Below are 24,488 nucleotides of genomic sequence, written 5' to 3' on the forward strand. Positions count from 1 at the left end.
CGACCCGCCCGACCGTATCGGAGCAGCGACGGCCGGCCCAATCGCAACCGTGGAGTCACCGTGCGTAGCCATCCACTTGCTATCGTCGACCGATGCGCGGGATGCGGGTGCTCGTCCTCACCGCACTCACCGTGCTCGGTGCCGCGGTCGTCGCCGGCGAGGCCGTCCAGCGTCCGGCCGCGACCCCCGCTCCCACGCCGTCGGCCGTCACCCCGTCGGTCACCGTCCCGCCGATGTCCGCCATGGACCGTCTCGCCGGCCCGGCCCGGGTCGCCGACCTGGAGGTGATGAGCTTCAACCTGCGGTTCGCGAGCATCACCCCACCGCACTCGTGGGGTCAGCGACGCCCGGTGACACGCGCCCTGCTGGCGGCCGAGCGGCCGGATCTGATCGGCACCCAGGAGGGCCTGGCCATCCAGTTGCGCGACATCGAGAGCGACCTGGGCCCCGACTACGACCGCATCGGCACCGGCCGCGACCCCGGCGGGCTCGGCGAGCACATGGAGATCTTCTACAACCGGACCAGGCTGCGCCCGCGCGGGCACGGCCACTTCTGGCTCTCCGAGACACCCGACGTCCCCGGGTCGACGAGCTGGCAGTCACATCGCGTACGCATGGTCACGTGGGTGCTGTTCGCCGACGAGCGGACCGGCGGCCGTTTCTACGCCGTCAACACCCACCTCGACAACGTCAGCGAGACCGCTCGCCGCCACTCCGCCCGCCTGATCACGGACCGCCTGGCCGGTCTGGCCCCGCTGCCGATCGTGCTGACCGGCGACTTCAACAGCCCCGCCGAACCGTCCGGCGAGGTCTACCGCGTCCTCACCGTCGAGGCCGGCCTCCGCGACAGCTGGACCGCGCCCGTCCGCGGCCCGGCCTGGGGCACGATCCACAACTACGACCCCCTGATCCCGGACGGCGAACGCGACGACTGGATCCTGACCAGCCCCGGCGTCACCGTGCGGGCCGCCCTGATGAACACCCACCAGCAGGGCGGCCAGTACCCGAGCGATCACCTGCCGATCCAGGCCCGCCTTCGCCTCCCGTCCTGATCAGCCGTCGATCACCAGGCGACGACGCCCTGCGTGGCCGGCTGCAGACTGCCGATCTGCAGCGACTTCATGGTGATGCCGCTCTTCTCGGCCGCCGGGAACCCGTCCAGCTTCGCCGCCGGCCCGGTGGCCGCTTTGGTCAGGTTGAAGCGGATCGTGTTGCCGACGTTGCACGCCGCATCGCTCTTGTCGCAGGCCGTCCACTTGATCCCGGCGAACGCGGTGGTGCCCGGCTTGAGCGTGACGTCCACGTCCGGGCCCGGCTCCTCGACCGTCTCCGTCGGCACGTCGACCGGTTGGTCCGCCGCGTTCACCAGCGTGATCGTCAGCCAGCCGCGGACCGTGCAGGACTGCTTCGCCGTGTTGGTGACGGCGACCAGCCCGCGCTGCACCCGGGGATCGTCGCCCGGCTGCGCCGTGATCGTGACCGCCACGTCCTTGGTGGTGCACTTCGCCTTCCCGCCGGTCTTCGGTGCGCCCGTGCTCGTCGCCGGCGCGGCGGACGTGGTCCCGCCCGCCGGCTGAGCTCCGGCCGAGGCCGACGTCCCGGTGCCGGCCGGGGCGGCCCTGGTCGTGTCATCGCCGGAATCGCCGCAGGCGGCCAGGGCGGTGAGCAGTACCAGGCCGGGAAGGGCCGTCTTCAGGACTCGCATGGTCTTCCTGTCTCCGAGGGGTCGCGAAGGATCAACGTGTCCCACCGTGCCCGATGCGGTGCGCGGCATGACGGCCAGGGCCGGAGCTGGCACGAACGCGGTAGGGCGGCAATGTCCGATTCGGGATGGTCGGGCGGGTTTTGCGACTGCGGGGACGAGGGCGGCGGGCAGCCCGGCCGGGCACGCTGGGCGCGTGGACGACGAGCAGCGTGGGATGGACCGCCGCCGGGTGCTGAGCCTGATGGCGATGGCGGCGCCGGCCGCGGTGCTGACCGCCGCCGTGGCCCACCCGGCCGAGGCGGCGACGACGTGGGGCGGCCCGGTCCGCTTCCGGCCGGGTAGGGCGATGCTCGGGTCGTACCTGTCGCTGCGCGGCCGGACGCTCACCGAGAGCCTGGCGTTGCGCCGCCGTCAGCTCGGCCGGGAGCAGCGGATCGTGCACCGTTACTACCCGTGGACGGGGTATGCGCCGGTCAGCGAGCCGGAGGTGCCGTCCGGCGCGGTGCTCATGGTGTCCTGGGACGGCACCTTCCACAAGCGGATCACCAGCGGGAAGTCGGACCGCGACATCGCCCTCATGGCGACCCGGCTGGCCGGCATGCAGCGTCCGATCATGCTGCGCTGGGGCTGGGAGATGAACGGCAACTGGTTCGACTGGGACGGCGCCCACAACGGGAGGAAGCCGGCCGGGTACATCAAGTCGTGGCGGCGGATGCACCGCATCTTCCGGGACGAGGGCGCCTCCAACGTCGCCTGGGTGTGGGGTCCCAACTGGAACTCCGGCCCCGACGTGTCCTGGAACAGGTTCCAGCGCTACTACCCGGGGGACGCCTACGTCGACTGGGTGGGGGTGTCCGGCTACAACTTCTCCAAGGAGTCGCCGAGGACCCTGTTCACGCCGATAGTCGACGCCTACGGCAAGCGCAAGCCGATCGTCCTGGCCGAGACGGCGGCGATCGGCCACGGGCGGAACACGAAGGCCCCGTGGATCCGCAGGCTGTCCGCCTACGTGGACGCGACGCCGTCGATCGGGGCGGTGGTCTGGTTCGACACCGACCAGCAGAAGGGCACCTCCCGCAACTTCCGGCCGGACACCGACGCCGAGGCGCTGGCCGCGTACCGCAAGATGGCCCGCAAGAGCCGCTTCTCCGGCTGAGAACCGGCAGCAATGGGAATATTTGCATGCATCGACTAAGACGGAGTGCATGCGTAGATCTCTGGCCGCCGCCGTCGCGGCGAGCACCCTGCTGCTGGGAGCGCCGGCGCCCGCTTCGGCGGATCCCCCGAGACCCGTGCCGAGCGTGCTGCCGCACGGCTGGTCGTTCGGCACCGGATCGCTGACCTGGACCAGCGAGGACGTGATCCCACCCGGTGACGCCCGGGTCGAGTTCTGGTCCGGTGACCGGCTGCTCGGCCACGCCCGTCAGAGCGCCGACCTGCGCACGTTCGTCCTGCCGGGCGGTGCGCGCGGGCGGCTGACCGATCTGCAGGTCCGGATCGGCGGTGACCGGGTCGACGCGGCCGCGCCGAAGGGCGGGCAGCGCCGGGCCGCCACCACACCCGCGACCCCACCCGCGTTGCCGGCCGCCGCGATCGACCCCGGTGTCAAGGGGCCGTACGCGACGACCACCGGCGAGTACACGCTGCCCGGCGTGAGACTGTCGACCTACCCGTCCCCGGTGGAGATGCAGGCCGTCGTGGTGGCGCCCAAGGGAGCGCCGGGCGCCCGGCCGCTCGCGGTGTTCCTGCACGGCCGCCACTGGACCTGCTTCGCCGGTGACGACCTCGATTCGATCAGCCTCCAGTGGCCGTGCCCGGCCGGTTCGGAGCCGGTGCCCAGTCACCGGGGCTACCTGGAGGCGCAGCGGCTGCTCGCCTCGCAGGGCTACGTCACCGTGTCGATCTCGGCCAACGGCGTCAACGCCCAGGACCTCGCCGACTCCGACGGTGGCGCGCAGGCCCGCTCGTCGCTGGTCCGGATGCATTTGGCCCGCTGGGCCGACTGGTCCGGCAGCGGCCGTGCCAAGGCACCCGCGATCGTCCGCGCGGCGCCGCGGGCCGACCTGTCCCGGGTCTTCCTGATGGGCCACTCGCGTGGTGGCGAAGGGGTCAACCGGGCCGCCGTCGACAGCCTCAACCCGCCCGCGAGCGACGACTACCGGGGCCGGGTCCGCTGGACGATCCGCGGACTGCTGCTGGTCGGGCCGACCCTCTTCGGCCAGAACCCGCAGCCCGACGTGCCGTCGGCGACGATCCTGCCCGGCTGCGACGGTGACGTGTCGGACCTGCAGGGGCAGATGTTCGTCGACGCCACCCGGGGGGTCAGCTCCGGCCGGGCGCTGCACAGCGCGCTCTACATGGTCGGCGCGAACCACAACTACTTCAACACCGAGTGGACGCCAGGGCAGGCGGTCGGGCCGGCGTTCGACGACTTCCAGGGCGAGGACGACCCGCTGTGCACCTCCGGGGTGGCCGCGGCCCGGCTCACCCCGCAGCAACAGCAGACCGCCGGGGCCACCTACATCGCGGCGGCGGCCCGGCTGTTCGCGGCCGGCGACGACCGGGCCCGGCCGTTGCTGGACGGCACCGGGGTGCGCGCCCCGTCAGCCGGCCCGGCCCGGGTGCTGAGCCACGCGATCGGGGCGAACCGCACGGCTGCCGTCGTCCCGGACGCGACGCTGACCGTACGGAATGCCCGTCTTTGTGACCAGGTGCCGGCGACGCCGGAGGAAGCCTGCCTCAGCGCGGACGATCCGGCGGCGGGATCGCCGCACTTCGTGCCGTTCGCGGTGCCCGAGCCCGACCGGAAGATGGTCGCGATCGACGGTCCCGCCACCGCCACGCTGGAACCGGCGAAGGCGCTTCCGGTGGCCGGCTCCCAGGCGCTCGCGATGCGCCTCATCGTGCCCCCGAACGCTCCGGCCACCGGGTTCGCCGTCGCGGTCACCGACGACCGGGGCCGGCGCACCGACCTCGGCACCGCCACCGTGACCGGACTGCCCGGCAGCGACTGGACCCGGTCGCACTGGGCGCAGGAGGTCCGGCTGCCGCTGCCGGCCGGCATCCGCTCGGTGGCCCGCCTCGACATCACCCCGCGGGGCGACGGGCCGGCCTGGCTGATCGACGCCTGGGGCTGGCGGCCCGGCACCCCCGCGCCACGACCGGCCGCACTCGACCGCGTCGACGTCGGCGAGATCGCCGTCGACGAGGGCGACTCCGGCACGGCCACCTACACGGTGCAGGTCACGTCGAAGGGGCCGCGCACGGCCACGATCCGGCTGTTCGTCATCGACGGGCGGACCTACCAGACGACGAGCTGGACGGCCGAGGTGAAACCGGGGACCACCCGGATCCCGGTGCCGGTCTCGGTGCCGGGCAACACCACCTACGGCGGTGACCGGCGCTGGACGGTGGCGGCGAAGGCACTGCGGAACGCGGTGGTCGGCGACTACGACGGCGGTGTCGCGGTACGGGAGGACGAGCCCGCGCCGGACGCCACGATCACACCGTCCGCCACGGCCGCCGAGGGGTCCCCGCTGAACTGGACGGTCACCCTGTCCACGCCGGTCGACGACTTCACGTACCTGATCTTCCTGCCGCAACCGCCGGCGGCCGGGCCCGAGCTGTCGTCGACCGACCTCGATCCGCAGTGGTTCGCCGACAACAGCGGGGAGGATCCCGAGCCGTCCCGGCCGCTGACGGCCACCAACCTCCAGCCGTTCGTGGAGATCCCGGCGGACACGACGTCGGTGCAGCTGAGCGTGCCGACCGTGGCCGACGGCGAGGCCGAGGGCACCGAGCACACCCGGTTGGAGGGCCTGCTGTTCCTGCCCGGAGCATGGGACCCGGTCTTCCTGCCGCCCGTCGACGGCGCCGTGACCGACTGACGACGCCGAGTGCCCGGGGCCACACGGTCCCGGGCACTTTGCGATCATGCTGCGGTGCGGGTTGTGGTGCTGGGACCGGTGACGGCCACATCGGACGACGGCGTGCCGGTGGACGTGCCCGGCGCCCGGCTGCGGATGCTGCTGGCCCGGCTCGCGCTGGCCGCCGGCCGCCCGGTGCAGGCCGACACCCTCATCGACGACCTGTGGGGTGAGCACCCGCCGGCCGGCGCCTCCGCCGCGCTGCAGGGCCTGGTCTCCCGGCTCCGGCGGGTCCTGGGCGCCACCGCGACCGTCGACTTCGCGGCCGGCGGCTACCGTCTGCCGATCCGCCCCGACGACGTCGACGCCCACCGGTTCGAGCAGCTGGCCACGCGGGGCCGCCGGGAGCTCGCGGCCGGACGCATCGAGGAGGCCGCCGCCACGCTCGGCGCGGCCGCCGGCCTCTGGCAGTCGTCGGCACTCTCCGACATCCTCGACGCCCCGTTCGCCCGCAACACCGCCGCCCGCCTCGACGAGCTGCGGACCGGCGCCGCCGACGACCGCTTCGAGGCCGAGCTGGCTCTGGGCCGGCACCTGCCGATCCTGGCCGACCTGAGCGCCGCCGCCGTCCACCGGCCGCTCAGTGAACGGCTCGCCATGCTGCGCATGCGCGCGCTGTCGGCGGCCGGCCGGCAGTCCGACGCACTCGCCGTCTACGAGCGGATCCGTGCCCGGCTCAGCGACGAGCTCGGCGTCGACCCGGCGCCGGAGCTGCGCGAACTGCATCTGTCCCTGCTGCGCGGCCAGCTCGAACGGCCCGCCGCCCCGGCCGCCTCGGTCACCCCGAGCCGCCTCCCGGCCGCCGTCACCAGCTTCGTCGGCCGCGAGGACGAGCTGGCCCGGATCGCCGCGCTGGCGGGCTCGGCCCGGCTCGTCACCGTCGTCGGGCCCGGCGGCGCCGGCAAGACCCGGCTGTCGCTGGAGGCGGCCCGCCGGGACCCGGCCCACGATCCGGGCCGGGTGTGGTTCGTGCCGCTGGCCTCGATCGGCGACGCCGCGCAGCTCACCGACGCCGTTCTCGGTGTGGTCGGCTCGTCGCACGGCCGGCTCTACGACAGCGGACAGCCGGCCGCGGCGATCGACCGGCTCACCGAGCTGCTCGATGTCGGCGACGCCCTGCTCATCCTGGACAACTGCGAGCATCTCGTGGACGCGGCCGCGCGACTGGCCGACGACCTGCTCGGCCGCCTCGCCCGGCTGCGGATCCTGGCGACCAGCCGGGAGCCGCTCGCCATCACCGGGGAGGCGCTGTGTCACCTCGGGCCACTGGCGCTGCCCACCGGCGAACCGGACCTCGCCACCGCCGCCGGCGCCGCCGCGGTACGCCTGTTCGCCGACCGGGCCGCCGTCGTCCGGCCCGGTTTCACCCTGGACGAGCAGACCGTCGACGCGGTGGTGGAGATCTGCTGGCGGCTCGACGGGATGCCACTGGCGCTGGAGTTGGCCGCGGTGAAGCTGCGGTCGATGCCGGTGGAGCGGATCGTCCGCGGCCTCGACGACCGGTTCCGGCTGCTGACCTCGGGCAGCCGCACCGCGATGCCACGCCAGCGCACCCTGCTGGCGATGGTCGAGTGGAGCTGGGACCTGCTCGACGAGGCGGAACGGACCCTGGCCCGCCGGCTGTCGATCTTCCCCGGTGGGGCCCGACCGGCCGCGCTGGAAGCGGTCTGCGCCGACGAGAGCCTCCCGGCCGACGACGTGCTCTACGTGCTGGACTCGCTGGTGGAGAAGTCGATCGTGCAGCAGTCCGGCGGGCGCTACCGGATGCTGGAGACGGTCCGGGCATACGGCGCGCAGCAACTGGCCGCGTCCTCCGACGACCTGACGGCCCGGTTCGCCGACCATCACCTGGAGCTGGCCGAGGAGCAGGAGCCACTGCTGCGCACCCGCGATCAGCTGACCGCGCTCGCCGTCCTCGACGCCGAGCACGACAATCTGACGGCCGCGCTGGGGGCCGCTCTGGACTCCGGGGACGCCGTCCGCGCGTACCGCTTCATCAAGGCCCTGTTCTGGTACTGGGCGAACCGGGGCCTCAACACCCGGCTGGAGACCCACCTCGCCGCGTTGTGCGACCTCGGCGACATCGCGCCGGACGGCGCCCGTCAAGCCCTTCAGTTGGTACGGTCCACGCTGCGCACCCGCGAGGTCCACCCCGCCCGTCTGCTGTGGATCTCCCAGCAGGCGTTCTCCCCCGAGTCGGGGCTGCGCGCGGCCCTGACCTCCGAGGATCCGTGGGTGCGGGCCAGCGCCCACTGGGCCCACAACTTCACCCTCGTCGAACAGGGCGACCTGGACGGCGGCGCCCGCGCCCGGGAGGAGGCGGTCCGTGGTTTCGAGGCGGCCGGCGACCGGTGGGGCCTGGTGATGAGCCTGCTCGCCATCGGTCGGCTCCCGTCGTTGCGCGGCGACTACGCCACCTCGATCGCCGCGTTCGAGCGGGCCGTCGCGATCAGCGCCGAACTCGGCACCGAAGACTTCCTGTACTGGTCACGCAACCGGCTGGCCCGCGAGCGCATGCGCGGCGGCGACCTCGACGGCGCCCACCGCGACCTGCGGGCCATGCAGCAGCGCGCCGGGCGACTCGGCCGGCGGCGGGAGGCGGCCCTGCTGTTCGGCGTCGCGGGCTGGCAGCGCCGTGCCGGTGACCTCGACGCGGCCGAGCGCACCCTCGACACGCTGCGGAGACGGGCGCACGATCTGCCGTACCCCGAAGAGATGGCCCATGATCTGATCGACGGCACCCGGATGATGAACCGGCTCGCCGCCCGCGACGCCGCCAGCGCCCGGGAGCTGCTGCCGCGGGCCGTGCGGCCCAACATCGCCCGCAACCAGAGCAACGGCCTGGCGTGGGTGGCCGAGCAGGTCGGCGAGTTGCTCGCCCTGGAGGACCGGCCGGACGACGCCGCGACCGCGCTGGGCTGGAGCCAGGCGATCCGCGGCGCCTTCGACCAGGGCGAACCGGTGCTGCGTGACCTGGTCGCCGGTCTGGTCACGGCTCTCGGTGACCAGACCTACCGGGCGGCGTACGGGACGGGCGCGCGACTGCCCCGCGAGGAGGCCCTGCGGCGGCTCACCGCAGCGATCTGAGCACCTCGTCCAGACGGGGCAGGCGCAGGCCCAGCTCGTCGACCGGGATCCCCGCCGCGTCCAGCCGCCGGACCAGCGCCGACACCAGCATCACGTCCCCGGCCGGCACGGTGAGCCGGCCCGTGCCGGAGTCCCGGTCCGGGACCGTCCCGGTCAGCTCGTGCAGGATCCGGCCCACCGCGTCGCCGTCGGCCGCGACCGTCGCCCGCACATGCAGCACCTGACCGCCGATCCGCCGTCGCAGCTCCCCGGCCCGGCCCGCGGCGACCACCCGGCCCCGGTCGAGGGCGGTGATCCGGTCGGCGAGCTGCACCGCCTCCTCCGGAAACCGGGTCGTCACCACCGCCGTAGCCCCGTCCCCGACCAGCCGGCGAATCTCCTCCCACCGCTCGTCCCTGGCCCGCGGGCCCAGCCCGGCGGTGGGCTCGTCGAACAACAGCACTTGCGGTCCGCCTCTTTCCGGCCCGTCTGCCGTTGGTCTGCCTTTTTCAGGCCCGCCTGCCGTCGGTCCGTCTCTTTCGGGCCCGCCTTCCGCCGGTCTGCCCATTTCCGGCGCGCGTTGCCTCGGCTCGTCTTTCTCCGGCTCGCCTTGCCTCAGCTTGCGTTGCCTCGGCTCGCCCTGCCCCGGGCCGCCTTTCTCCGGCTCGCCCTTCGCCGGCACGGTCCGGCTCTCCCCGATGATCGTGACCCGTCCCTCATCGGGGCTGGTCAGCCCGGCCAAGATGCGGATCAGGGTGGTCTTGCCCGCGCCGGGTGGGCCCAGCACCCCGGCGACACTGCCGGCCGGCACCCACAGGTCGACACCGTCCAGCGCGACCGTCTCTCCGTAGCGTTTGACCAGCCCCTCGACGTGGATCGCATACGCGGCGCCCACCCGGGCTCAGAGGCTGTGGGCGACGATGTCGCCGTACGAGCTGGTCGCGTGGATCTCCAACTCAGCCGTGCCGTCGTTCTTCAAACGGTTGTCGACCCGCCCGTACGAGACCCCCGCGTTCAGCACCGCCGGCACTCCCGCCGCCGCGCCGACCTCGATCGCCCCCGCCTGCACACGCAGCACGACCGTGCCCCGAACCGCCTCGGCGATCCGGATGTCTCCCTTGCTGACGCTGATCTCCGCGGGCCCGGTGAGCCGCCCGATCGTCACGTCCCCGGCGGCCACCCCGATCCGGGCGCCCCCGGTCTCGTCGATGTGGACGGGTCCCTGAGCGGTGTCGAAGGCGACGTCACCGAACCGGCCGGAACCCCGGAACTCGGCGGCCGCCGCCCGGCCCTCGACCCGTGACCCGGCGGGCACCCGGACCGTCACGTCGACGGACCCCGAGTTGCCGAAGATCATGTTCTTCGCCGACGAGGCCTCGATCCGCAGCACACCGTCGTCGTACGCGGTCGTGATCTGCTCCGCAGCCTTGACGTCACGCCCTTTCGAGGCGTCCGCCGGCCGAACCTCCACCGTGGCCCCGGCCTGATCCGCGCCGTTGACCGCGATCCGGCCGGCCGGAATGTCGAGGACGACGGTGATCGGGCCGGCGATGTCGAACGTCTGCATCATGCTCTCCCTGCTGTGTGCGCTGCTGACCCACAGACCTTGACCGCCGCCACTGACACGGCTCCGACAGCGCGCTGACACGCGCCCGCGATCCCGGTCGGCGCGTGTCAGGCCTGGCCCGCGGTCCCCGGCCTGGCCCGCGGTCGCTGGTTGGCGCGTGTCGGCCCGGCCCGCGGTCCGGTCGGCGCGTGTCAGGCCCGGCCCGCGAGCGCGCCGTGGGGCGGGTCGTGTCAGGTGCGCAGGAACTTCACGACCGCCAGGACACGGCGGTGGTCGGAGTCGGCGGCGGGTAGGTCGAGCTTGGTGAAGATGCTGCTGATGTATTTCTCGACGGCGCTGTGGCTGACCTTGAGGGTGTCGACGATGCCGTTGTTGGACCGGCCCTCGGCCATCAGCCGCAGCACTTCCGACTCTCGCGGGGTCAGCCGTCCCAGCGGGTCGGGACGATGCCGCACGATCAGCTGGGCGACGACCTCCGGGTCGAGCGCGGTGCCGCCGGCGGCCACCCGGCGTAGCGCGTCGAGGAAGTCGGTGACGTGCGCGACCCGGTCCTTCAGCAGGTATCCGATCCCACTGGTCCGCACGGACAGCAGGTCGGTGGCGTAGCGCTCCTCGACATACTGCGACAGGACGACCACGGCGACCGCCGGGAACTGGTGCCGGATGACGAGCGCGGCCCGGATGCCCTCGTCGGTATGGGTGGGTGGCATCCGCACGTCGACCAGCGCCACGTCGGGGCGATGCTCGTCGACCGCGCGGAGTAGATGATCAGCGTCGGCAACGGCCTCGACGACATCGAAACCGCCGTCGCCGAGCAGCCGGGTCAGGCCGGCCCGCAGCAGCACCGAGTCCTCGGCGATCACAATGCGCACGGCAGCTCCTCGGTGATCACGATGCACATGGCAGCTCCTCGGTGATCACGATGCACATGGCAGCTCCACGGTGATCACGATGCACACGGCAGCTCCACGGTGATCACGATGCACACGGCAAGGCCCGGTGATCATGATGCGCACGACAGCTCCAGGGTGATCACGATGCGCATGGCAGCTCCTCGGCGATCATGATGCGCACGGTAGCTCCACGGTGATCGTCGTCGGGCCGCCGGCCGGGCTGTGCAGGGCGAACGTGCCGTCGACCGAGGCGGCGCGCTGAGCCAGGCCGCGTAGCCCGGTGCCGTCGCCGTCGACCGTGGCGCCGCCCCGGCCGTCGTCGGTGACGACGATGCGCAGCCGGTCGGCCGCACGATTGACGGTGACCTCGGCCCCGGTGGCGCTCGCATGCTTGGTGATGTTGGTGAGGGCCTCAGAGACGACGAAGTAGGCGATCGCCTCGATCACCGGCGAGCACCGGGCCGGCACGGTGACGGTCAGGCGCACCGGTAGGGGGACGCGGGCGGTGATCCCGGACAGGGCCGCGTCGAGGCCCCGGTCGTCGAGCACGGCCGGATGCAGGCCGCGGACGAACTCACGCAGCTCGGCGAGCGCCTGGGTGGCCTCGTCGTGGGCGGCCTCGATGGCCTGCATGGCCGGTCCGGGCGCATCGGTGAGGGAGGCGCGGGCCATGCCCAGGTTCATCGCAAGTGAGACCAGCCGCTGCTGGGCGCCGTCGTGCAGGTCGCGCTCGATCCGGCGGCGCTCGGCGTCGGTGGCGGCGACGACGTCGGCCCGGCTCCGGGCCAGGGACTCCACCCGCAGCGACAGCTCCTCGTTGCGGCTCGGGCCGAGCAGCGCCCGTGCCGCAGCCGTGTCGGTGTGGGCCACGCCCCGGGCCACCCACGGCGCCGCCAGCAGTGCCGCCAACCCGAGAGCGCCGGTCGGCGCGGTGACCGCCCACGGTCCCTCGGCCGCCCACAGACCCAGGGCCTGCAGCGGAAGGAGCACAACGACGCCGATCCCGGCCGACCAGAGAGCGGCTGTCAGGGCAGCCCCGCCCACGCCGATGAACAACGCGAGCACGTGGTAACCGATCTGCCGCCACGTGCCGGGCGCCCGCGCCGCACGGGCGAGACGGGCCGGCCACGAGCCGTCGTAGGCGGAGCGCGGCAGGGGTGGGATCTCGACGCCCAGCACCACCCGGAAACGTCGGCGCTGGAGTGCGGTCAGGCCGGGCACGGACCACAGCGCGACCGGGGGAGTGACCAGCGTGAGCAGCACGAACGTGACGGTCGATGCCCAGTCGCCGGCGGGGGCGTAGAGCAGGCTCCACGCCGCGCAGTAGGCGGCCGCGACCGGCAGGCCACAGATGATCGCGAACGCCACCACGCCGATCGGCAGCCCCGCGATCGCGTGGACGGTGGCACGCCGGGAGCGGGCCGCCCACAGGGTCGCCGGCGCCGCACGAAGTCTCACCACTGATGCCGAGGTCACGTGATCAAGGTAAACACCGCGCAGCTCAGCAGCCATGGGGCTACCCCTCCGTCGAGGGTGCGGATAACCGCACCCTCAACCGGCGGCTGGCCCCACCGACAATGCGGCCCGCTTCCGGCAGCGTTGTCCCGGAGCGGCCCGCGGGCCGCAATCGATCCGCCACGAGACCGAGAGAGATCAAATGATCAAGAGCTTCCCCGCTGCGGTACGGCCACTGCGCCGCCGCACGCTGCTGACGGCTGCCCTGGCCTCGGGTCTCGGGCTGGCCGCTGCCGCACCCGCGGTCGCGCACCGTCGGTTCACCGGTGGATACGCCCTGCCCGCGCCGACCGGCCCGGAGTGCCTCGGCACCGTCGCGCTGCACCTGAGGGACACCACGCGCATCGATCCGTGGGTGCCTTCCCACCCGGTCCGCGAGATCATGGTCCAGGTCTGGTATCCGGCGCGGAGCACCCGTGGCCACCTGCCGGCGCCCTGGTTGTCGCCCGGAGCGGTGCCGCACTTCTCCGAGGTCTTCGGTCTGCCCGCCGATCGGGTCCGCACCACCGCCACGCACGGGCGGGTGGGCGCGCCGGTCGCCCGGAAGGCGGGCGGTCACCCGGTCCTGCTGTATTCACCCGGTCTCGGCGGCGACCGCGGCACCAGCACCGTCCTCGCCGAGGATCTGGCCGCTCATGGGTTCATCGTCGTCACCGTCGATCACACTCACGACGCGTCCGAGGTGGAGTTCCCCGACGGGCGGGTCGAGGTCGCCGCCCTCCCGCCGGAGCTCGACGACGAGGTCATCGCCCGGGTCGCCGACGTCCGCGCCGCCGACATCAGGTTCGTCCTCGACCAGCTGGCCGCCCTCGACGCCGGGCGCAACCCCGATGCCGGGCGCCGCCCGCTGCCCGACGGTCTGCGCGGCGCGTTCGACCTGGACCGGGTCGGCATGTTCGGCCACTCCCTGGGCGGGAGCACCGCCGCCGCCGTGATGCACGCCGACCGGCGTCTGAAGGCCGGTGTCAACCTCGACGGCACCCTCGTCGGCGCCCACGCGGTCGCCGGCTCGGACCGGCCGTTCCTGCTGCTCAGCAGCGACCACGGCCCGGGCGCCGAGGACCCGACCTGGAATACCTTCTGGGCCAGTCAGCGTGGCTGGAAACGCGAGCTGAGACTGAGTGGGGCGGTTCACGGGTCGTTCAACGACGGCGTCGTCCTCTATCCCCAGGCCGCCGCGGAGCTCGGGCTCACTCCGGAGCAGCTGGCCGAGATGGTCGGCACTCTCGAGCCGCAACGGTCCGTCGCCGTCCAGCGCGCCTACCTGCGGGCCTTCTTCGACCAGCACCTGCGCCGGCGGGACGGCCACCTGATGCGCGCGCCGCACCCGCGATACCCCGAGATCGAGTTCGTCCGGTGACGCGGACCCGGCTGCGGCGCCCCAGCGGGCCGCCGCAGCCTTCGCCGAGCCGGTCAGCGGGCGCAGGTCAGCTGGAATGCCAGCTCCGGCACCTCGCGGGCCCACTCCTCCGCGGTGAGGCCCCGGCCGGTGATCGTGCAGCCGAACGCGCCCGGATCGGTGCGGAGAGCGTTGAGATCGGTGAGATCCCAGAGCGCGATCCGCCCGTCCCAGCCGTAATCGGTACCGACGGCCAGGGTGCCGCCGTCGGAGCTGAACGCCATGTCGACCGGCCTGTGGTATTGATCGAGCTTCATCCGGGCCAGCTGCACCGGCTTGGACGGCTGCGAGACGTCCCACAGGATCGCCCACGAGCCGTCCTCGGCGGTCGCCACCGTGGCGCCGTCGGAGCTGAACGCCACCGCGCCCACCTTGTAATCGTGGCCGGTCAGGGTGGTCAGCCGGCGTGGTTTGGCCGGGTCCTTGACGTCCCAGAGGATCGCCGTGTGGTCGTAACTGCCGGTCATCACGGTCGTGCCGTCCGGGCTGAACTTCACCGTCAGCACCGTGTTGCCGTGACCGGCCAGCTCGGACAGCTGCTTCGGCTTCGCCCGGTCGCTGACGTCCCACAGGCTGACCGTCGTGATGGCGGTGACGGCCATCGTGTGCCCGTCCGGGCCGAACACCACGTCACCGACCGAGGAGATGGTGAAGGTCAGGGTGGTGATCCGGGTGATGCCGGTCGTGCCGGCCAGATCCCACAACTCCACCTTGCCGTCGCCGCCGATGGCGAAGGTTCGCCCGTCCGGGCTGAACGACAGCACGCTCGGCGACTCCACGGCCGACCGCAGCGTGACCGGCGCCGACGGGTTCGCCGGGTCGGTGACGTCGGTCAGCGCCACCACGTTGTCCTCGGCGCCCGCGCCGGCGATGCGGCGGCCGTCGGGGCTGATCGCGGCCCGGCCCCAGCCGCCGTGCCCGGGGACCGGCAGACTGACCCGCTGGGTGGGCCGCTGCCGGTCGGTGGTGTCCCAGAACACCGCGAGGCCGTCCGCTCCGATCGTGGTCATCGACTTGCCGTCGCCGCCGTAGGACAACGCGAGCAGCTGGTCGGTGTGTGCGGCCGTCTCGGAGAGCTTGCGCGGCGCGGCGAACTCGGTGGTGTTCCACAGCACCGCGGTGTCGGCGCTGTCGGCCGTCACGAGCGTCCGCCCGTCGCCGCTGAAGCTCAGCGACTCGACGCCGCCGGTGCCGGTCACCTCGGCGATCTCGCGCGGGTAGGCGCCCATCTGCCAGAGCTTGGCCCGCCCGTCGTGGTCACCGGACGCCAGGACGCTGCCGTCGGCGCTGAACGCCAGGGAGAGCATCAGGGTCGTGGCGTCGTACTGCAGCCGCGCGGTCCGGACCGGCTCGGCGGTGTCCGTCAGGTCGTAGAGGTCGAGCTCGCCGAGGCTGTTGCCGATCGCCAGCAGCGGCGCGGTCGGGCTGAGCGCGATCGCGAACACGGTGCCGGTCTCGGGGATCGTGGCCCGCTCGACCGGTTCGGCCGGGGTGCTGATGTCCCAGATGTGGGTGTCGCCAATGCTGTCCACCAGAGTCTTGCCGTCGGCGCTGAACACGAAGTCGTCACCGGAGAAGATGTTGCTGGTCAGGGTCGACAGCTCCCTCGGCCGGGTCCGGTCGGCCACGTCCCAGAGCGTGGCGTAGCCGTCCGGGCCGGTGCGGTCACCGGTGACCAGGATGCGGCCGTCCGGGCTGAAAACGGCCGAGTGGTAGTAGCGGTCGTCGGGCAGCGCGGCGATCAGGGCGGGGCTCGCCGGGGTGCTGACGTCCCACAGTCGCGCGACGCCGTCCCGTACCACCACCAGGGCTTTTCCGTCGTCGGTCAGAGACATCTGGTTGTTCAGCGGGCCGGGCGTGCCGATCGTGGCGAGCAGCGCCGCGTCGGCCCGGGTGGCCGTGTCCCACAGCGACACCACGCCGACCTCGTTGAGGGTGACGAGCAGCGTGCCCGGGCCGTGCTCTACCGCGGTCACGTCGTCGATGGCGCCGGCGTACCGGGTCGACGCGATGAGGCTGGCGACCGCGCGGCGGGTCTCCGCCTCCGGGTGGATCCGCTGCGCCGCGATGCCCATCCGCAACGCCGTCTGCGGCTCGTCCTGCAGGGTGGCCTTGGCCTCGTTGATCAGCCGCCGGCTGATGGCGATCCGCTGTTGCTGATCGGCGTTGGCCTTCTCGCGTTCGGCGTTGGCCCTCTCCCGCTCGGCGTTCGCCTTCTCCCGTTCGGCGTTCGCCTTCTCCTGCTCCGCGTTGGCCTTCTCGCGTTCGGCGTTCGCCTTCTCGCGTTCGGCGTCGGCTTTCGCGGCCTCGGCACGCTGCTCCTGCTCGCGGGCGATCTTCTCCTGCTTGCGGGCTTCTGTGGCGGCCTCGACGGCGAGCTTCTCCTGCTCCCCGGCGAGCCTCTCCTGCCGGCGGGCCTCGGCGCCGGCCTCCTTGGCCAGCTTCTCCTGCCGCTCGGCGATTCTCTGTTGCTTGCGCGCCTCCGTGGTCGCCGTGCCCGCCAGCCTCTGCTGCGCCCGGGCGATCTGCGCCTGCTCCTCGGCCCGCTCCTGCTGACGGCGCATCTCCCGCGCCGACTCGCGGGCCAGAGCGTTCTGCCGTTCAGCGAGCCGCTGCTGCTCGGCCGCCCGGGCCGCCGCGCTGTCCGCCCGGCTCAACTGCCGTTGCGCCTCGTCGGCCGCGTCCCGAGCCCGTGCCTCCTGACGCTCGGCCATCTCCTGCTGCCGCTGCGCCTCACCGGCGAACTTCGCCGCGCTCCCGCGCTGCACCGTCGCCTCCTGCTGCTGGCGGACCGCTTCCATCGCCGACGCGTTGGCCTGGTCCGCGTTGTGTACCGCGAACACACCGGTCACCGACGCCAGCAGGGCCAGCAGCGCCAGCGACGTGACCGCGGCCCATCGCAGCCGGCCGGCGCGACGATGCTGCCGTACGTCCTCGCCCTCGAGATCGTCCTTGGTGACCCCGTGCATCGGGGCGGCGAGCTGTGCGATCGCGTCCCGGAACCGGGAGTGCCGCAGGGTCAGATGCCGATCGTCACGGGCCCAGCGCAGGTCCAGATGCAGCGGTTCCTCGTCGAAGACACCGCGCAGAGCCGGCGGCACCGCCGTCGACGACTCGTCGAAGTCCCGCGTGTCGCGGTCCCACCGCCACTCGCCGTCGGTCACCACCGGCAGGATCCGGGCCGCCGACTTGGTCGCCACCCAGTGCTCGATCTCCCGGTTGACCCACGGGGATTGCGCCGCCTCGGGCGAGGCCATCAGCACGAACCAGTCGGAGCCGTCTATCGCCCGCTGGATCGACGACCACAGCGCGGGCGTGACCGACAGCCCGGTCTGATCTCGGAAGATCCACAGTGCCCGGCGGCGGTTCCACGGTCGCGCCAGGTGATGCAGGCCCCGCTGTACGGCCGGCGCCAGCCGCCCGTCTGCCGCATGGCTGTACGAGATGAAGCCGTTGTAGGACACGGTCGTCGATTGTGCACGATCGATGCCCGGACGGACCGGTGTAGTACTTACACCGTTTTCAAGAACGCGCTCAATCGGGCCCGCACCTGCGGGTGCACCTCCACGAACAGCATCCGCACGTCACCCGGCTCGTCGCCCCCGCCGCCGACCTGGCAGCTGACGTCCACCGGCCCGTCCGGCAGCAGGAACTCGACGCTCACCCGCTCACCCCGCGTCAGATCCTCGGCCAGGGTCATCAGAGCGTCGTCGCCCACCTCGTCCAGATCGACGACGACGTGCGCGCCGCCGACCGACAGGTTCATCGTCCGCCCGGGGAAGAGATGGCCGGACGGCAGCGCCACCACGACCGGCACGTGCACATCGACCCGCTCGGAGCGCCGCCGCTCGATGCCGCCCGCGGTCTCGTCCACCCGCAGATACACGCCGGGGATGCTGTTCGCCGGCTCCGGCACGACGGTGCCCTCGATGCTGAAGCCGCGGCCGTTCTGCGTCCAGAGCAGGGTGGCGTCGACACCGACCATGGCGAAACTCGTGATTCCCAGGCGCAGGGTGCCGTTGGGCTCCCGGGTGACCCGGCAGGTCTGCGCCGGGCCGCCGCCGATGGAGACGGTCACGGTCGGGACAGCCCACGGCTGCGGCTTCTCAGAGGTGCTGATCATGAATCGTCGGCTCTTTCCGTGCGGGCTCTTCCCTTGCTGACGTTATCGGCACGGTGGGTCCGCAGATGTAGGATCACCGCGACAGATCGGACAGCTTGCCGCGGACGTCGGCGGTTTCGGCGTGGTCCAGGTCGTCGAGGATCGCCAGCGCCCGTGACCACGACCCTGCCCGCACCGGCTGACCGGGCGTCTCCTGGCACAGCACGCCGAGGTGGGCTTCGGTCCCCGGTTCGACGCCGAGGCCCCCGCACGACACGGCCGCGGACCTCCGCGAAGTGCCGCAGCGCGTCGGCCGCCGCCCCGACCCGGCCGGCGCCGTCACAACCCCGGGCGTGCAGCCCTCGTGCAACGGCCCGGCGGGGCTCAAGGGGCCGAGCCGGCGGATCGCCGCGTCATGGCGCCGCAGCCCGATCGCCGGATCGGCGAAGGCCGGCGTCGCGGCCGGTGACGCGGGGGCTCATGGGCCCCGGCGGTCACGTCAGCCGAGACGCCTGATGTCGCCGTAGGCCCGGTAGAAACCACCGCGCGACGCCTCACGGATGCCGGTGACCACGTAGCGGGTGCCGCTCTCCCGGATGCCCTTGGGGAACTGAACCTGCCAGTCGCGGTGGTAACCGGAGCTGACCACGCGGATCCGGAGGCGGCCGGACTCCTCGACGCACTCGACGACCACGCCGTCGGCCGGGTCGTGGACGATCTCGACAGTGGTGGAGGGCGCGACCTCGGCCATCCGCGGCGCCTTGACGTCCATCACCTGTGGAACCGTGCCGTCGACCGCCGACCGGACGGCCTGCTCGCTGGCGTCGATGCAGGCCAGCGAGCCGTCGGTGGTGACGATGTAGAGCCGCTCGTCGTGATACTGCATGGAGTAGGCGGACCCGCACCCGGTGGCGAGCTTCCACAACCGGTTCCCGGAGGCGTCGAAGCAGTACACCGACGAGGCGCTGTCACCGGCGAAGACATACCGGCCGTCCTCGGCGGCGGCGCAGGAGAAGACGGCGGCGTCACACCGGTAGGCCTGCCGGTGCGTGCCGTCCTTGCCGAGCTCCACGACCTGCCGGTCGGCCGTGCCGGCGTAGACGGTGTCGCGCTCCTGCCAGCCGAAGAGGACCGCCCCACGAGTGCCGGTGTGCCACAGCTCCCGCCCGGTACGCCAGTCGTAGCTGGTGACACCGGCGCTGTGCCCGTGGTGCACGGCGTTGTCGTCGCAGCGCACCATCCAGGCCGACGAGCCCCGGCCGGGCCGCTGCCACAGGAACTCGTCCTCGTGGTCGATGGCCGAGATGCCCCCGTTGGCGTCGGAGACACCCAGCACGCCGTCGTGGATGTCCAGCCAGTAGATGTCGATCTCCGGAGCGATCCGGTAGGCCAGGCGGGGCACCTTGCCGGACAGGTCGTACACGTTGCCGTCGTCGCACCCGGCGTAGATCCACCGGTCGTCGGCGACGATGCACTTCACCCCGTCGGGAAGCCGGAACTGCTGCTGCACCTCGGCCCGATGATCGAGCGTCGTGATGAGCCCGGCCTCGTTGCCCACCATGCAGACGTCGTCGTCGACGAACACCCCGAAGGCCGGGCTGCCGCTGCGGTAGCGCCACAGCACCGGAGCACGCTTGGCGGTGGAGCGGGTGCTGACGATCTGCCGGCGGGTGACCGAGCGCGGCTGGCGCTGCCCGATGACGGCGGGCGCATACCCCTTGCGAACCTTGTCGCCGATCTTCTTGGCCGCCTCGGACCGGGCCTTGTCCGCGCTGGTGTACGAGGACTGCTTCACCTGCCCCCGATCCCCGATCCGCCCATACCGGACGGTGAGATCGACGCCGTCGACGGTCACCTCGTAGAACTTGTGCGAGCTGCCGCTGTCTTCGGAGAGCTCGAGGTACGTCGTTTCGGCCGGCATCCGGGCCACCTTTCGGCAGAGGGAGGAACGCCGATGAAGATAGACCGGGGGTACGACATCCCCGAGCCGTCGTCCGGGTGTCGCGGGTCGGGTGGTTGGCATCGGCTCGCCGGGCGGGGAAAGTGACTTCATGACGTGCATCGTGGGGATCACGGATGGGCGGACCGTCACCGTCGGCGGTGACTCGGCGGGGAGCGACGGGTGGCACGTGGCGGTGCGGTCGGACTCCAAGGTGTTCCAGGTGGGGCCGTACGTTATGGGCTTCACGACCAGCTACCGGATGGGTCAGCTCCTGCGCTACTCGCTGACCGTCGGTGAGCCCGACACCTGGGATGTCGACCGGTTCATGGCCACCACGTTCATCGATGCAGTCCGCGACTGTCTCTCCACGGGCGGCTACGCGCGGACCGAGGACGGCCAGGAGCAGGGTGGACAGTTCCTGGTGGGCATCCACGGCCGCCTCTACGTCGTCGGCGACGACTACCAGATCGGGCACACGATCTCGGGTTATGCCGCGGTGGGGTCCGGCTATCTCGTCGCCCTGGGGTCGCTACACTCCACCGCCAGGTCACCCGCCGGTAGCCGGGACCGTGCGGTGATGGCCCTGGAGGCGGCGGCCGAGCTCACCGAGGGCGTGCGGCCGCCTTTCACGGTCGTGGAGTCCGACTGACGCCCGGTCCGTCGATGGGGTAGTCCTCGGACCCTCCCCGGGCCGAAGGTGACAGGCGCGGCGATGCGGAGGACCGGACATGGACGATGAGCACCTCGACGTGATGCCCGGCGAGCGCCGATCCGGCCGCGGGGTCGTCGCCGGCGGAACGGTCCTCCTCGGGTTCGCCGCCCTGGCGGTCCTGATCGCGCTGCTGGTGGTGAGCCCGGCTGCGTTCGTCAGTCTGCTGCCGGAGTGGCTCACGAAGGACCATCCCGCGGGGACGGTCGCGTGGCTCGTCGCCGGTCTCAGCGCCGGCCTCGCCGCGGTCGTCGCCGTTCGCCGCGGTCCTGTGCAGTGGTTCCGCGGCGCGGTGATCACGGTCCTGGTCACGGTGGCGGCGTTGTGCGCGATCTATGCGCTCACGAGCGACTCCGCACGGAGAGACCCGGCCCCGGAGAGTACGTGCGTGGCCTACAGCGGGGGTCGCCACACCTGCCCCGGCGGCTGAGCCGTCAGCCCCGCCGCGACGGTGCGGGCGGGTCGCCGCGGAGGTCGTCCAGCTCGGCGAGATACATCGCCTGCATCCGGTCGTAGTGCCGGGCCAGCAGCGTGATCTCCTCGACGCTGTAGCCGTGGACGAGCCGCCCCGCCCGCTCGGCGAACCGCGCGTAGGGTCGCTCCAACTCGGCGGCGCGCTCCGGCCGCAGGGTGACGATCACCCGTCGCCGGTCCGCCGGATCGCGCTCGGCCGTGACCCAGCCGGCCTGCTGGAGCCGGCGGAGCATGCTGGTCACGGCCCCGGTGGTGACGTTGGCCCGCTCGGCGATCTGCCCCGCGGTGGCGGATCCGACGTCGGCCAGGAAGTCCAGGCACTCCAGGTCGCTCACGGCGAGGCCCAGCCGGTCCGCGATGGCATACCGGAACACCGTCGACAGCCGGGTGGTCTCCCGCCCGGCGCGCATCAGGTCGGCGATCGCGGACGCACGGGCCGGCTCGTCGGACATGCAGGCAATCATGCCTCCGGTACGGTGACCCGGTGCAGCCGAGGTAGAACCCGTGTCAGCACCCAGTGCGGCGCGACGGCGTCACCGGTGAGGCGGCGCATCAGCCCGGCGGCGGTGTCGACGGCGCGGAACGCGTACGGCACCATCTCGTCCTCGTAGGCGGCGATCGCCTCCTCCACCGGGGTGTCGCTCACCCAGGCGTCGACGATCCTGCGGCCGAGCAGGGCGGCGTCGCGGAGCGCGGTGTTGCCGCCCTGCGCTCCGAACGGCGGCATGACGTGCACGGCGTCACCCATCATCGTCGCCCGGGGCACCGCCCACTGTTGCGGGCGCCGGCCGGTGGCGAACGGGTTGAGCACCGTGGTGTCCAGCTCGCCGGTGCCGACCAGTCGCCGGATCAGCGGATGGAAGTCGGCGCTCATCCGGACGGCCAGATCCCGCAGCGCCAGCAGATCCCCACGGGCCGCAGCGGGCACCTCCTCCCGCCGCAGCAGGAGCCCCCACATGACGTAGTCGTCGCTGGTCGGCGCATAGCTGCCCGGGGCCACCCGGGCGAACGCCGCCCGTGGACTCTCGCCGAACCGCATCGAGGTGAAGAAGAACGCCCGGCCCGGCCGGTCGGCGATGGACAGGACCCCGCTGGTCCGCAGCGCCTCGGGGATGATGCTCACGCCCTTGTACGTCAGGGGCGAGCGGGCGTAGATGCCCACCATCGGGGCACTCGCCGGGTCGGTGTCCGGAATGAGCTGCGCGCGCAGCGCCGAGCCGACACCGTCCGCGCCCACCACGACCGACGCCGCGACGGCCCCGCCGTCGGCGAACCGCAGCCGCAGCCCGGCCGGACCGCCCTTGTCGACCGCGACGGCCGCCCGCCCGTAGTGGATGCGCCCGTCCAGCCCGGTCATCAGGATCGACCGCAGGGTGGCCCGGTCGACCTGGCGCGTCGCGTCCGGCTCGTCCTTGAAGGTGATGGTGAAGGCGTCCCGCAGCCGGCTGTCGGTGAATCGCAGGCGCCCGCCGGGCTCGTCGCCGGTGGCCAGCGCCAGGCGGTACAGCGGGCGGGGCAGGCTCTCACGCAGCGCCTCCAGCCCGTACCGGTCGAGGATGATCCGATAGCCCTGCTGCCGGACGAAGGGACTCTGATCCCGCTCGTAGACGTGCACGTCGATGCCGGCGCGCGTCAGGTACTGGGCGAGACAGAGGCCGGAGAGCCCGGCGCCGGCGATCGCCACGGAGAAGTCGGTCGATATGGCCATGCGATTACCTTAATGACTAAGATAATTTGAGCAAGGCCGTCGACGTGCCATGGTCGGCCCTACCGTGCTTGGAGACTCGTGATGCCGCGCTGCCAAGCCGCGTCGAGATCGGCGCTGTGGCCGCGGTCGCCGTCGTCGCCGGCGGCTGCATCCGAGCTCTTATCAATTGTTACTCATCGATGTACGGTGGGAGCGCTCCCGGAATTCCCCCACCACTCTGTTGAGGAGCCGAAGATGGTGCGATGGCGCTGTCCCACCGCCGCCATGACGGCCGGCCTGGTCGCTCTCGTCTCGTCCGCGCTGCTGTCCGCCTCCGGGCCGGCGGCCGGTGCCGCCACGCCAGGCGGGTCCGGTGCCGCCCCGGTGCCACTCACCGAGCTGACCGTGGTGTCCGAGCAGGTGGCCTTCGGCCTGCAGCGTCCCATCGCGATCACCGGGCTGCCCGACGGCCGGATGCTGATCGCGGAGAAGGACGGCACCGTCCGCTCCTATCGTCCCGACACCGGGCTGGCAGCCGAGCCGGTGCTCGACCTGACCGCCCGGATCGACACCTCGGACAACGAGCGGGGCCTTCTCGGCATCACGCCCGCGCCGGACTTCGTACGGACCGGCATGCTCTATGTGTCCTACACGAGCCTGCCGGCCGGGGCGCTGACCCTGGCGCGACTGCCGATCGGCGCCCCGGACCGGCTACAGGTGCTGCTCACCCAGGAGCATGCCGAGTACGGCAACCACAACGGCGGGCAGGTGGCGTTCGGCCGCGACGGCTACCTCTACTGGTCCACCGGCGACGGCGGCCACGCGAACGACCCGTTCAAAGCCGGTCAGGACCTCGGCACCCTGCTGGGCAAGATCGTGCGGATCGACGTCGGCCGGGCCTGCGGGTCCAAGCCCTACTGCGTGCCCGCGGGCAACCCGTTCGTCCGTAAGCCCGGCGCCCGGCCCGAGATCTGGCTCTACGGGCTGCGCAACCCGTGGCGGTTCTCCGTCGACGTCGACAACTCCCTGTGGATCGGCGACGTGGGCCAGGGCCTGGTCGAGGAGGTCAACCACGTCCGCCCGTGGCAGGGCGGCGCCAATCTCGGCTGGTCCTGCAAGGAGGGCACCCCGGTGTTCGACCCGGACCAGTGCCGCCCGGGCGTGCGGTATGTCGACCCCGTCTTCGAGTACGAGCACTTCATGACCGACGGCTGCTCGGTCACCGGCGGCGTGGTGTACCGAGGATCGCGAACCCCCGAGGCGCGGGGCGTCTACCTCGCCAGCGACTACTGCTCGACCCTCGCGTTCGCCGTACGTCCCAAGGCCGGCGGCGGTTACGAGTCCGCCACCATCGGCGACCTCCCCACCCAGCCGACCGCCTTCGGCGTGGACGTGCACGGGGAGTTGTACGTGCTCAGCGACCTGCCGGGCTACCTGAGCACGGTGCGCTTCGAGCGCGTGCCACCGACCGCCGGCGGTGTGGCGGTGCCGTAGTGACCGGGC

At 72.4% G+C, this 24,488-nt stretch carries 19 protein-coding genes; 8 read left to right on the forward strand and 11 right to left on the reverse strand.

Annotation, left to right across the window (positions count from 1 at the left end; genetic code table 11):
• Positions 1–92 precede the first annotated feature (92 nt).
• Positions 93–1,052, forward strand: coding sequence for an endonuclease/exonuclease/phosphatase family protein (locus tag ACQPZW_RS11115; RefSeq protein ID WP_433794761.1), 960 nt, complete (start codon positions 93–95; stop codon positions 1,050–1,052).
• 11 nt (positions 1,053–1,063) lie between these two features.
• On the opposite strand, the gene ACQPZW_RS11120 is transcribed toward ACQPZW_RS11115, so the two are convergent.
• Complete coding sequence (locus tag ACQPZW_RS11120; protein WP_433794762.1) at positions 1,064–1,705, reverse strand: DUF4232 domain-containing protein; 642 nt, start codon at positions 1,703–1,705, stop codon at positions 1,064–1,066.
• 193 nt (positions 1,706–1,898) lie between these two features.
• Between ACQPZW_RS11120 and ACQPZW_RS11125 the strand changes: the two genes are divergently transcribed.
• The 3 genes from ACQPZW_RS11125 to ACQPZW_RS11135 are packed head-to-tail and all read left to right on the forward strand — an operon-like array spanning position 1,899 to position 8,718.
• Positions 1,899–2,861, forward strand: coding sequence for a glycoside hydrolase family 26 protein (locus ACQPZW_RS11125; protein WP_433794763.1), 963 nt, complete (start codon positions 1,899–1,901; stop codon positions 2,859–2,861).
• 49 nt (positions 2,862–2,910) lie between these two features.
• On the forward strand, positions 2,911–5,592 hold the full coding sequence (locus ACQPZW_RS11130; protein ID WP_433794764.1) for a hypothetical protein: 2,682 nt from the start codon (positions 2,911–2,913) through the stop codon (positions 5,590–5,592).
• A 54-nt stretch (positions 5,593–5,646) separates the two neighbouring features.
• Complete coding sequence (locus ACQPZW_RS11135) at positions 5,647–8,718, forward strand: BTAD domain-containing putative transcriptional regulator (protein WP_433794765.1); 3,072 nt, start codon at positions 5,647–5,649, stop codon at positions 8,716–8,718.
• On the opposite strand, the gene ACQPZW_RS11140 is transcribed toward ACQPZW_RS11135, so the two are convergent.
• From ACQPZW_RS11140 to ACQPZW_RS11155, 4 genes are all read right to left on the reverse strand, one after another.
• Complete coding sequence (locus tag ACQPZW_RS11140) at positions 8,702–9,592, reverse strand: ATP-binding cassette domain-containing protein (RefSeq protein WP_433794766.1); 891 nt, start codon at positions 9,590–9,592, stop codon at positions 8,702–8,704. The two genes, ACQPZW_RS11135 and ACQPZW_RS11140, sit on opposite strands and share 17 nt — an antisense overlap.
• 6 nt (positions 9,593–9,598) lie before the next feature.
• Positions 9,599–10,267, reverse strand: coding sequence for a DUF4097 family beta strand repeat-containing protein (locus tag ACQPZW_RS11145; RefSeq protein ID WP_433794767.1), 669 nt, complete (start codon positions 10,265–10,267; stop codon positions 9,599–9,601).
• Positions 10,268–10,494: 227 nt separating this feature from the next.
• On the reverse strand, positions 10,495–11,136 hold the full coding sequence (locus tag ACQPZW_RS11150; RefSeq protein ID WP_433794768.1) for a response regulator transcription factor: 642 nt from the start codon (positions 11,134–11,136) through the stop codon (positions 10,495–10,497).
• Positions 11,137–11,325: 189 nt separating this feature from the next.
• Entirely contained in the window at positions 11,326–12,633 is a 1,308-nt protein-coding gene (locus ACQPZW_RS11155; protein ID WP_433794769.1) for a histidine kinase, read from the reverse strand.
• A gap of 181 nt (positions 12,634–12,814) precedes the next feature.
• On the opposite strand from ACQPZW_RS11155, the gene ACQPZW_RS11160 reads away from it, so the two are divergent.
• Complete coding sequence (locus ACQPZW_RS11160) at positions 12,815–14,032, forward strand: alpha/beta hydrolase family protein (RefSeq protein ID WP_433794770.1); 1,218 nt, start codon at positions 12,815–12,817, stop codon at positions 14,030–14,032.
• A gap of 53 nt (positions 14,033–14,085) precedes the next feature.
• On the opposite strand, the gene ACQPZW_RS11165 is transcribed toward ACQPZW_RS11160, so the two are convergent.
• The 4 genes from ACQPZW_RS11165 to ACQPZW_RS11180 all read right to left on the reverse strand — a co-directional run bounded on the left by ACQPZW_RS11165 (position 14,086) and on the right by ACQPZW_RS11180 (position 20,094).
• Positions 14,086–17,535, reverse strand: coding sequence for a TIR domain-containing protein (locus ACQPZW_RS11165; RefSeq protein WP_433794771.1), 3,450 nt, complete (start codon positions 17,533–17,535; stop codon positions 14,086–14,088).
• A gap of 47 nt (positions 17,536–17,582) precedes the next feature.
• Positions 17,583–18,194, reverse strand: coding sequence for a PilZ domain-containing protein (locus ACQPZW_RS11170; protein WP_433794772.1), 612 nt, complete (start codon positions 18,192–18,194; stop codon positions 17,583–17,585).
• Positions 18,195–18,267: 73 nt separating this feature from the next.
• On the reverse strand, positions 18,268–18,450 hold the full coding sequence (locus ACQPZW_RS11175; RefSeq protein ID WP_433794773.1) for a hypothetical protein: 183 nt from the start codon (positions 18,448–18,450) through the stop codon (positions 18,268–18,270).
• A gap of 222 nt (positions 18,451–18,672) precedes the next feature.
• Complete coding sequence (locus tag ACQPZW_RS11180; RefSeq protein ID WP_433794774.1) at positions 18,673–20,094, reverse strand: WGR domain-containing protein; 1,422 nt, start codon at positions 20,092–20,094, stop codon at positions 18,673–18,675.
• 130 nt (positions 20,095–20,224) lie between these two features.
• Between ACQPZW_RS11180 and ACQPZW_RS11185 the strand changes: the two genes are divergently transcribed.
• Together ACQPZW_RS11185 and ACQPZW_RS11190 are read left to right on the forward strand one after the other, a co-directional pair.
• Positions 20,225–20,764, forward strand: a complete 540-nt coding sequence (locus tag ACQPZW_RS11185; RefSeq protein WP_433794775.1) for a hypothetical protein — start codon at positions 20,225–20,227, stop codon at positions 20,762–20,764.
• A gap of 79 nt (positions 20,765–20,843) precedes the next feature.
• Positions 20,844–21,254, forward strand: a complete 411-nt coding sequence (locus ACQPZW_RS11190; RefSeq protein ID WP_433794776.1) for a hypothetical protein — start codon at positions 20,844–20,846, stop codon at positions 21,252–21,254.
• A 4-nt stretch (positions 21,255–21,258) separates the two neighbouring features.
• Here the strand turns inward: ACQPZW_RS11190 and ACQPZW_RS11195 are convergent, their stop codons facing one another.
• A complete protein-coding gene (locus ACQPZW_RS11195) occupies positions 21,259–21,750 on the reverse strand; it encodes a MarR family transcriptional regulator (protein ID WP_433794777.1) in 492 nt (163 codons plus the stop codon).
• Positions 21,751–21,758: 8 nt separating this feature from the next.
• Entirely contained in the window at positions 21,759–23,006 is a 1,248-nt protein-coding gene (locus ACQPZW_RS11200; RefSeq protein WP_433794778.1) for an FAD-dependent oxidoreductase, read from the reverse strand.
• A gap of 234 nt (positions 23,007–23,240) precedes the next feature.
• Between ACQPZW_RS11200 and ACQPZW_RS11205 the strand changes: the two genes are divergently transcribed.
• A complete protein-coding gene (locus ACQPZW_RS11205; RefSeq protein ID WP_433794779.1) occupies positions 23,241–24,479 on the forward strand; it encodes a PQQ-dependent sugar dehydrogenase in 1,239 nt (412 codons plus the stop codon).
• The last annotated feature ends 9 nt before the right edge of the window (positions 24,480–24,488 follow it).

The organism is Actinoplanes sp. CA-252034 (assembly GCF_050956125.1).
Taxonomy (GTDB): domain Bacteria; phylum Actinomycetota; class Actinomycetes; order Mycobacteriales; family Micromonosporaceae; genus Actinoplanes.

Bases quoted from the DNA above. Each gene is read 5' to 3' on its own strand.
- ACQPZW_RS11115 (WP_433794761.1), top strand. From the start codon at position 93: ATGCGCGGGATGCGGGTGCTCGTCCTCACCGCACTCACCGTGCTCGGT.
- ACQPZW_RS11120 (WP_433794762.1), bottom strand. From the start codon at position 1,705: ATGCGAGTCCTGAAGACGGCCCTTCCCGGCCTGGTACTGCTCACCGCC.
- ACQPZW_RS11130 (WP_433794764.1), top strand. From the start codon at position 2,911: ATGCGTAGATCTCTGGCCGCCGCCGTCGCGGCGAGCACCCTGCTGCTG.
- ACQPZW_RS11145 (WP_433794767.1), bottom strand. From the start codon at position 10,267: ATGATGCAGACGTTCGACATCGCCGGCCCGATCACCGTCGTCCTCGAC.
- ACQPZW_RS11160 (WP_433794770.1), top strand. From the start codon at position 12,815: ATGATCAAGAGCTTCCCCGCTGCGGTACGGCCACTGCGCCGCCGCACG.
- ACQPZW_RS11170 (WP_433794772.1), bottom strand. From the start codon at position 18,194: ATGATCAGCACCTCTGAGAAGCCGCAGCCGTGGGCTGTCCCGACCGTG.
- ACQPZW_RS11180 (WP_433794774.1), bottom strand. From the start codon at position 20,094: ATGCCGGCCGAAACGACGTACCTCGAGCTCTCCGAAGACAGCGGCAGC.
- ACQPZW_RS11185 (WP_433794775.1), top strand. From the start codon at position 20,225: ATGACGTGCATCGTGGGGATCACGGATGGGCGGACCGTCACCGTCGGC.
- ACQPZW_RS11190 (WP_433794776.1), top strand. From the start codon at position 20,844: ATGGACGATGAGCACCTCGACGTGATGCCCGGCGAGCGCCGATCCGGC.
- ACQPZW_RS11195 (WP_433794777.1), bottom strand. From the start codon at position 21,750: ATGTCCGACGAGCCGGCCCGTGCGTCCGCGATCGCCGACCTGATGCGC.
- ACQPZW_RS11200 (WP_433794778.1), bottom strand. From the start codon at position 23,006: ATGGCCATATCGACCGACTTCTCCGTGGCGATCGCCGGCGCCGGGCTC.
- ACQPZW_RS11205 (WP_433794779.1), top strand. From the start codon at position 23,241: ATGGTGCGATGGCGCTGTCCCACCGCCGCCATGACGGCCGGCCTGGTC.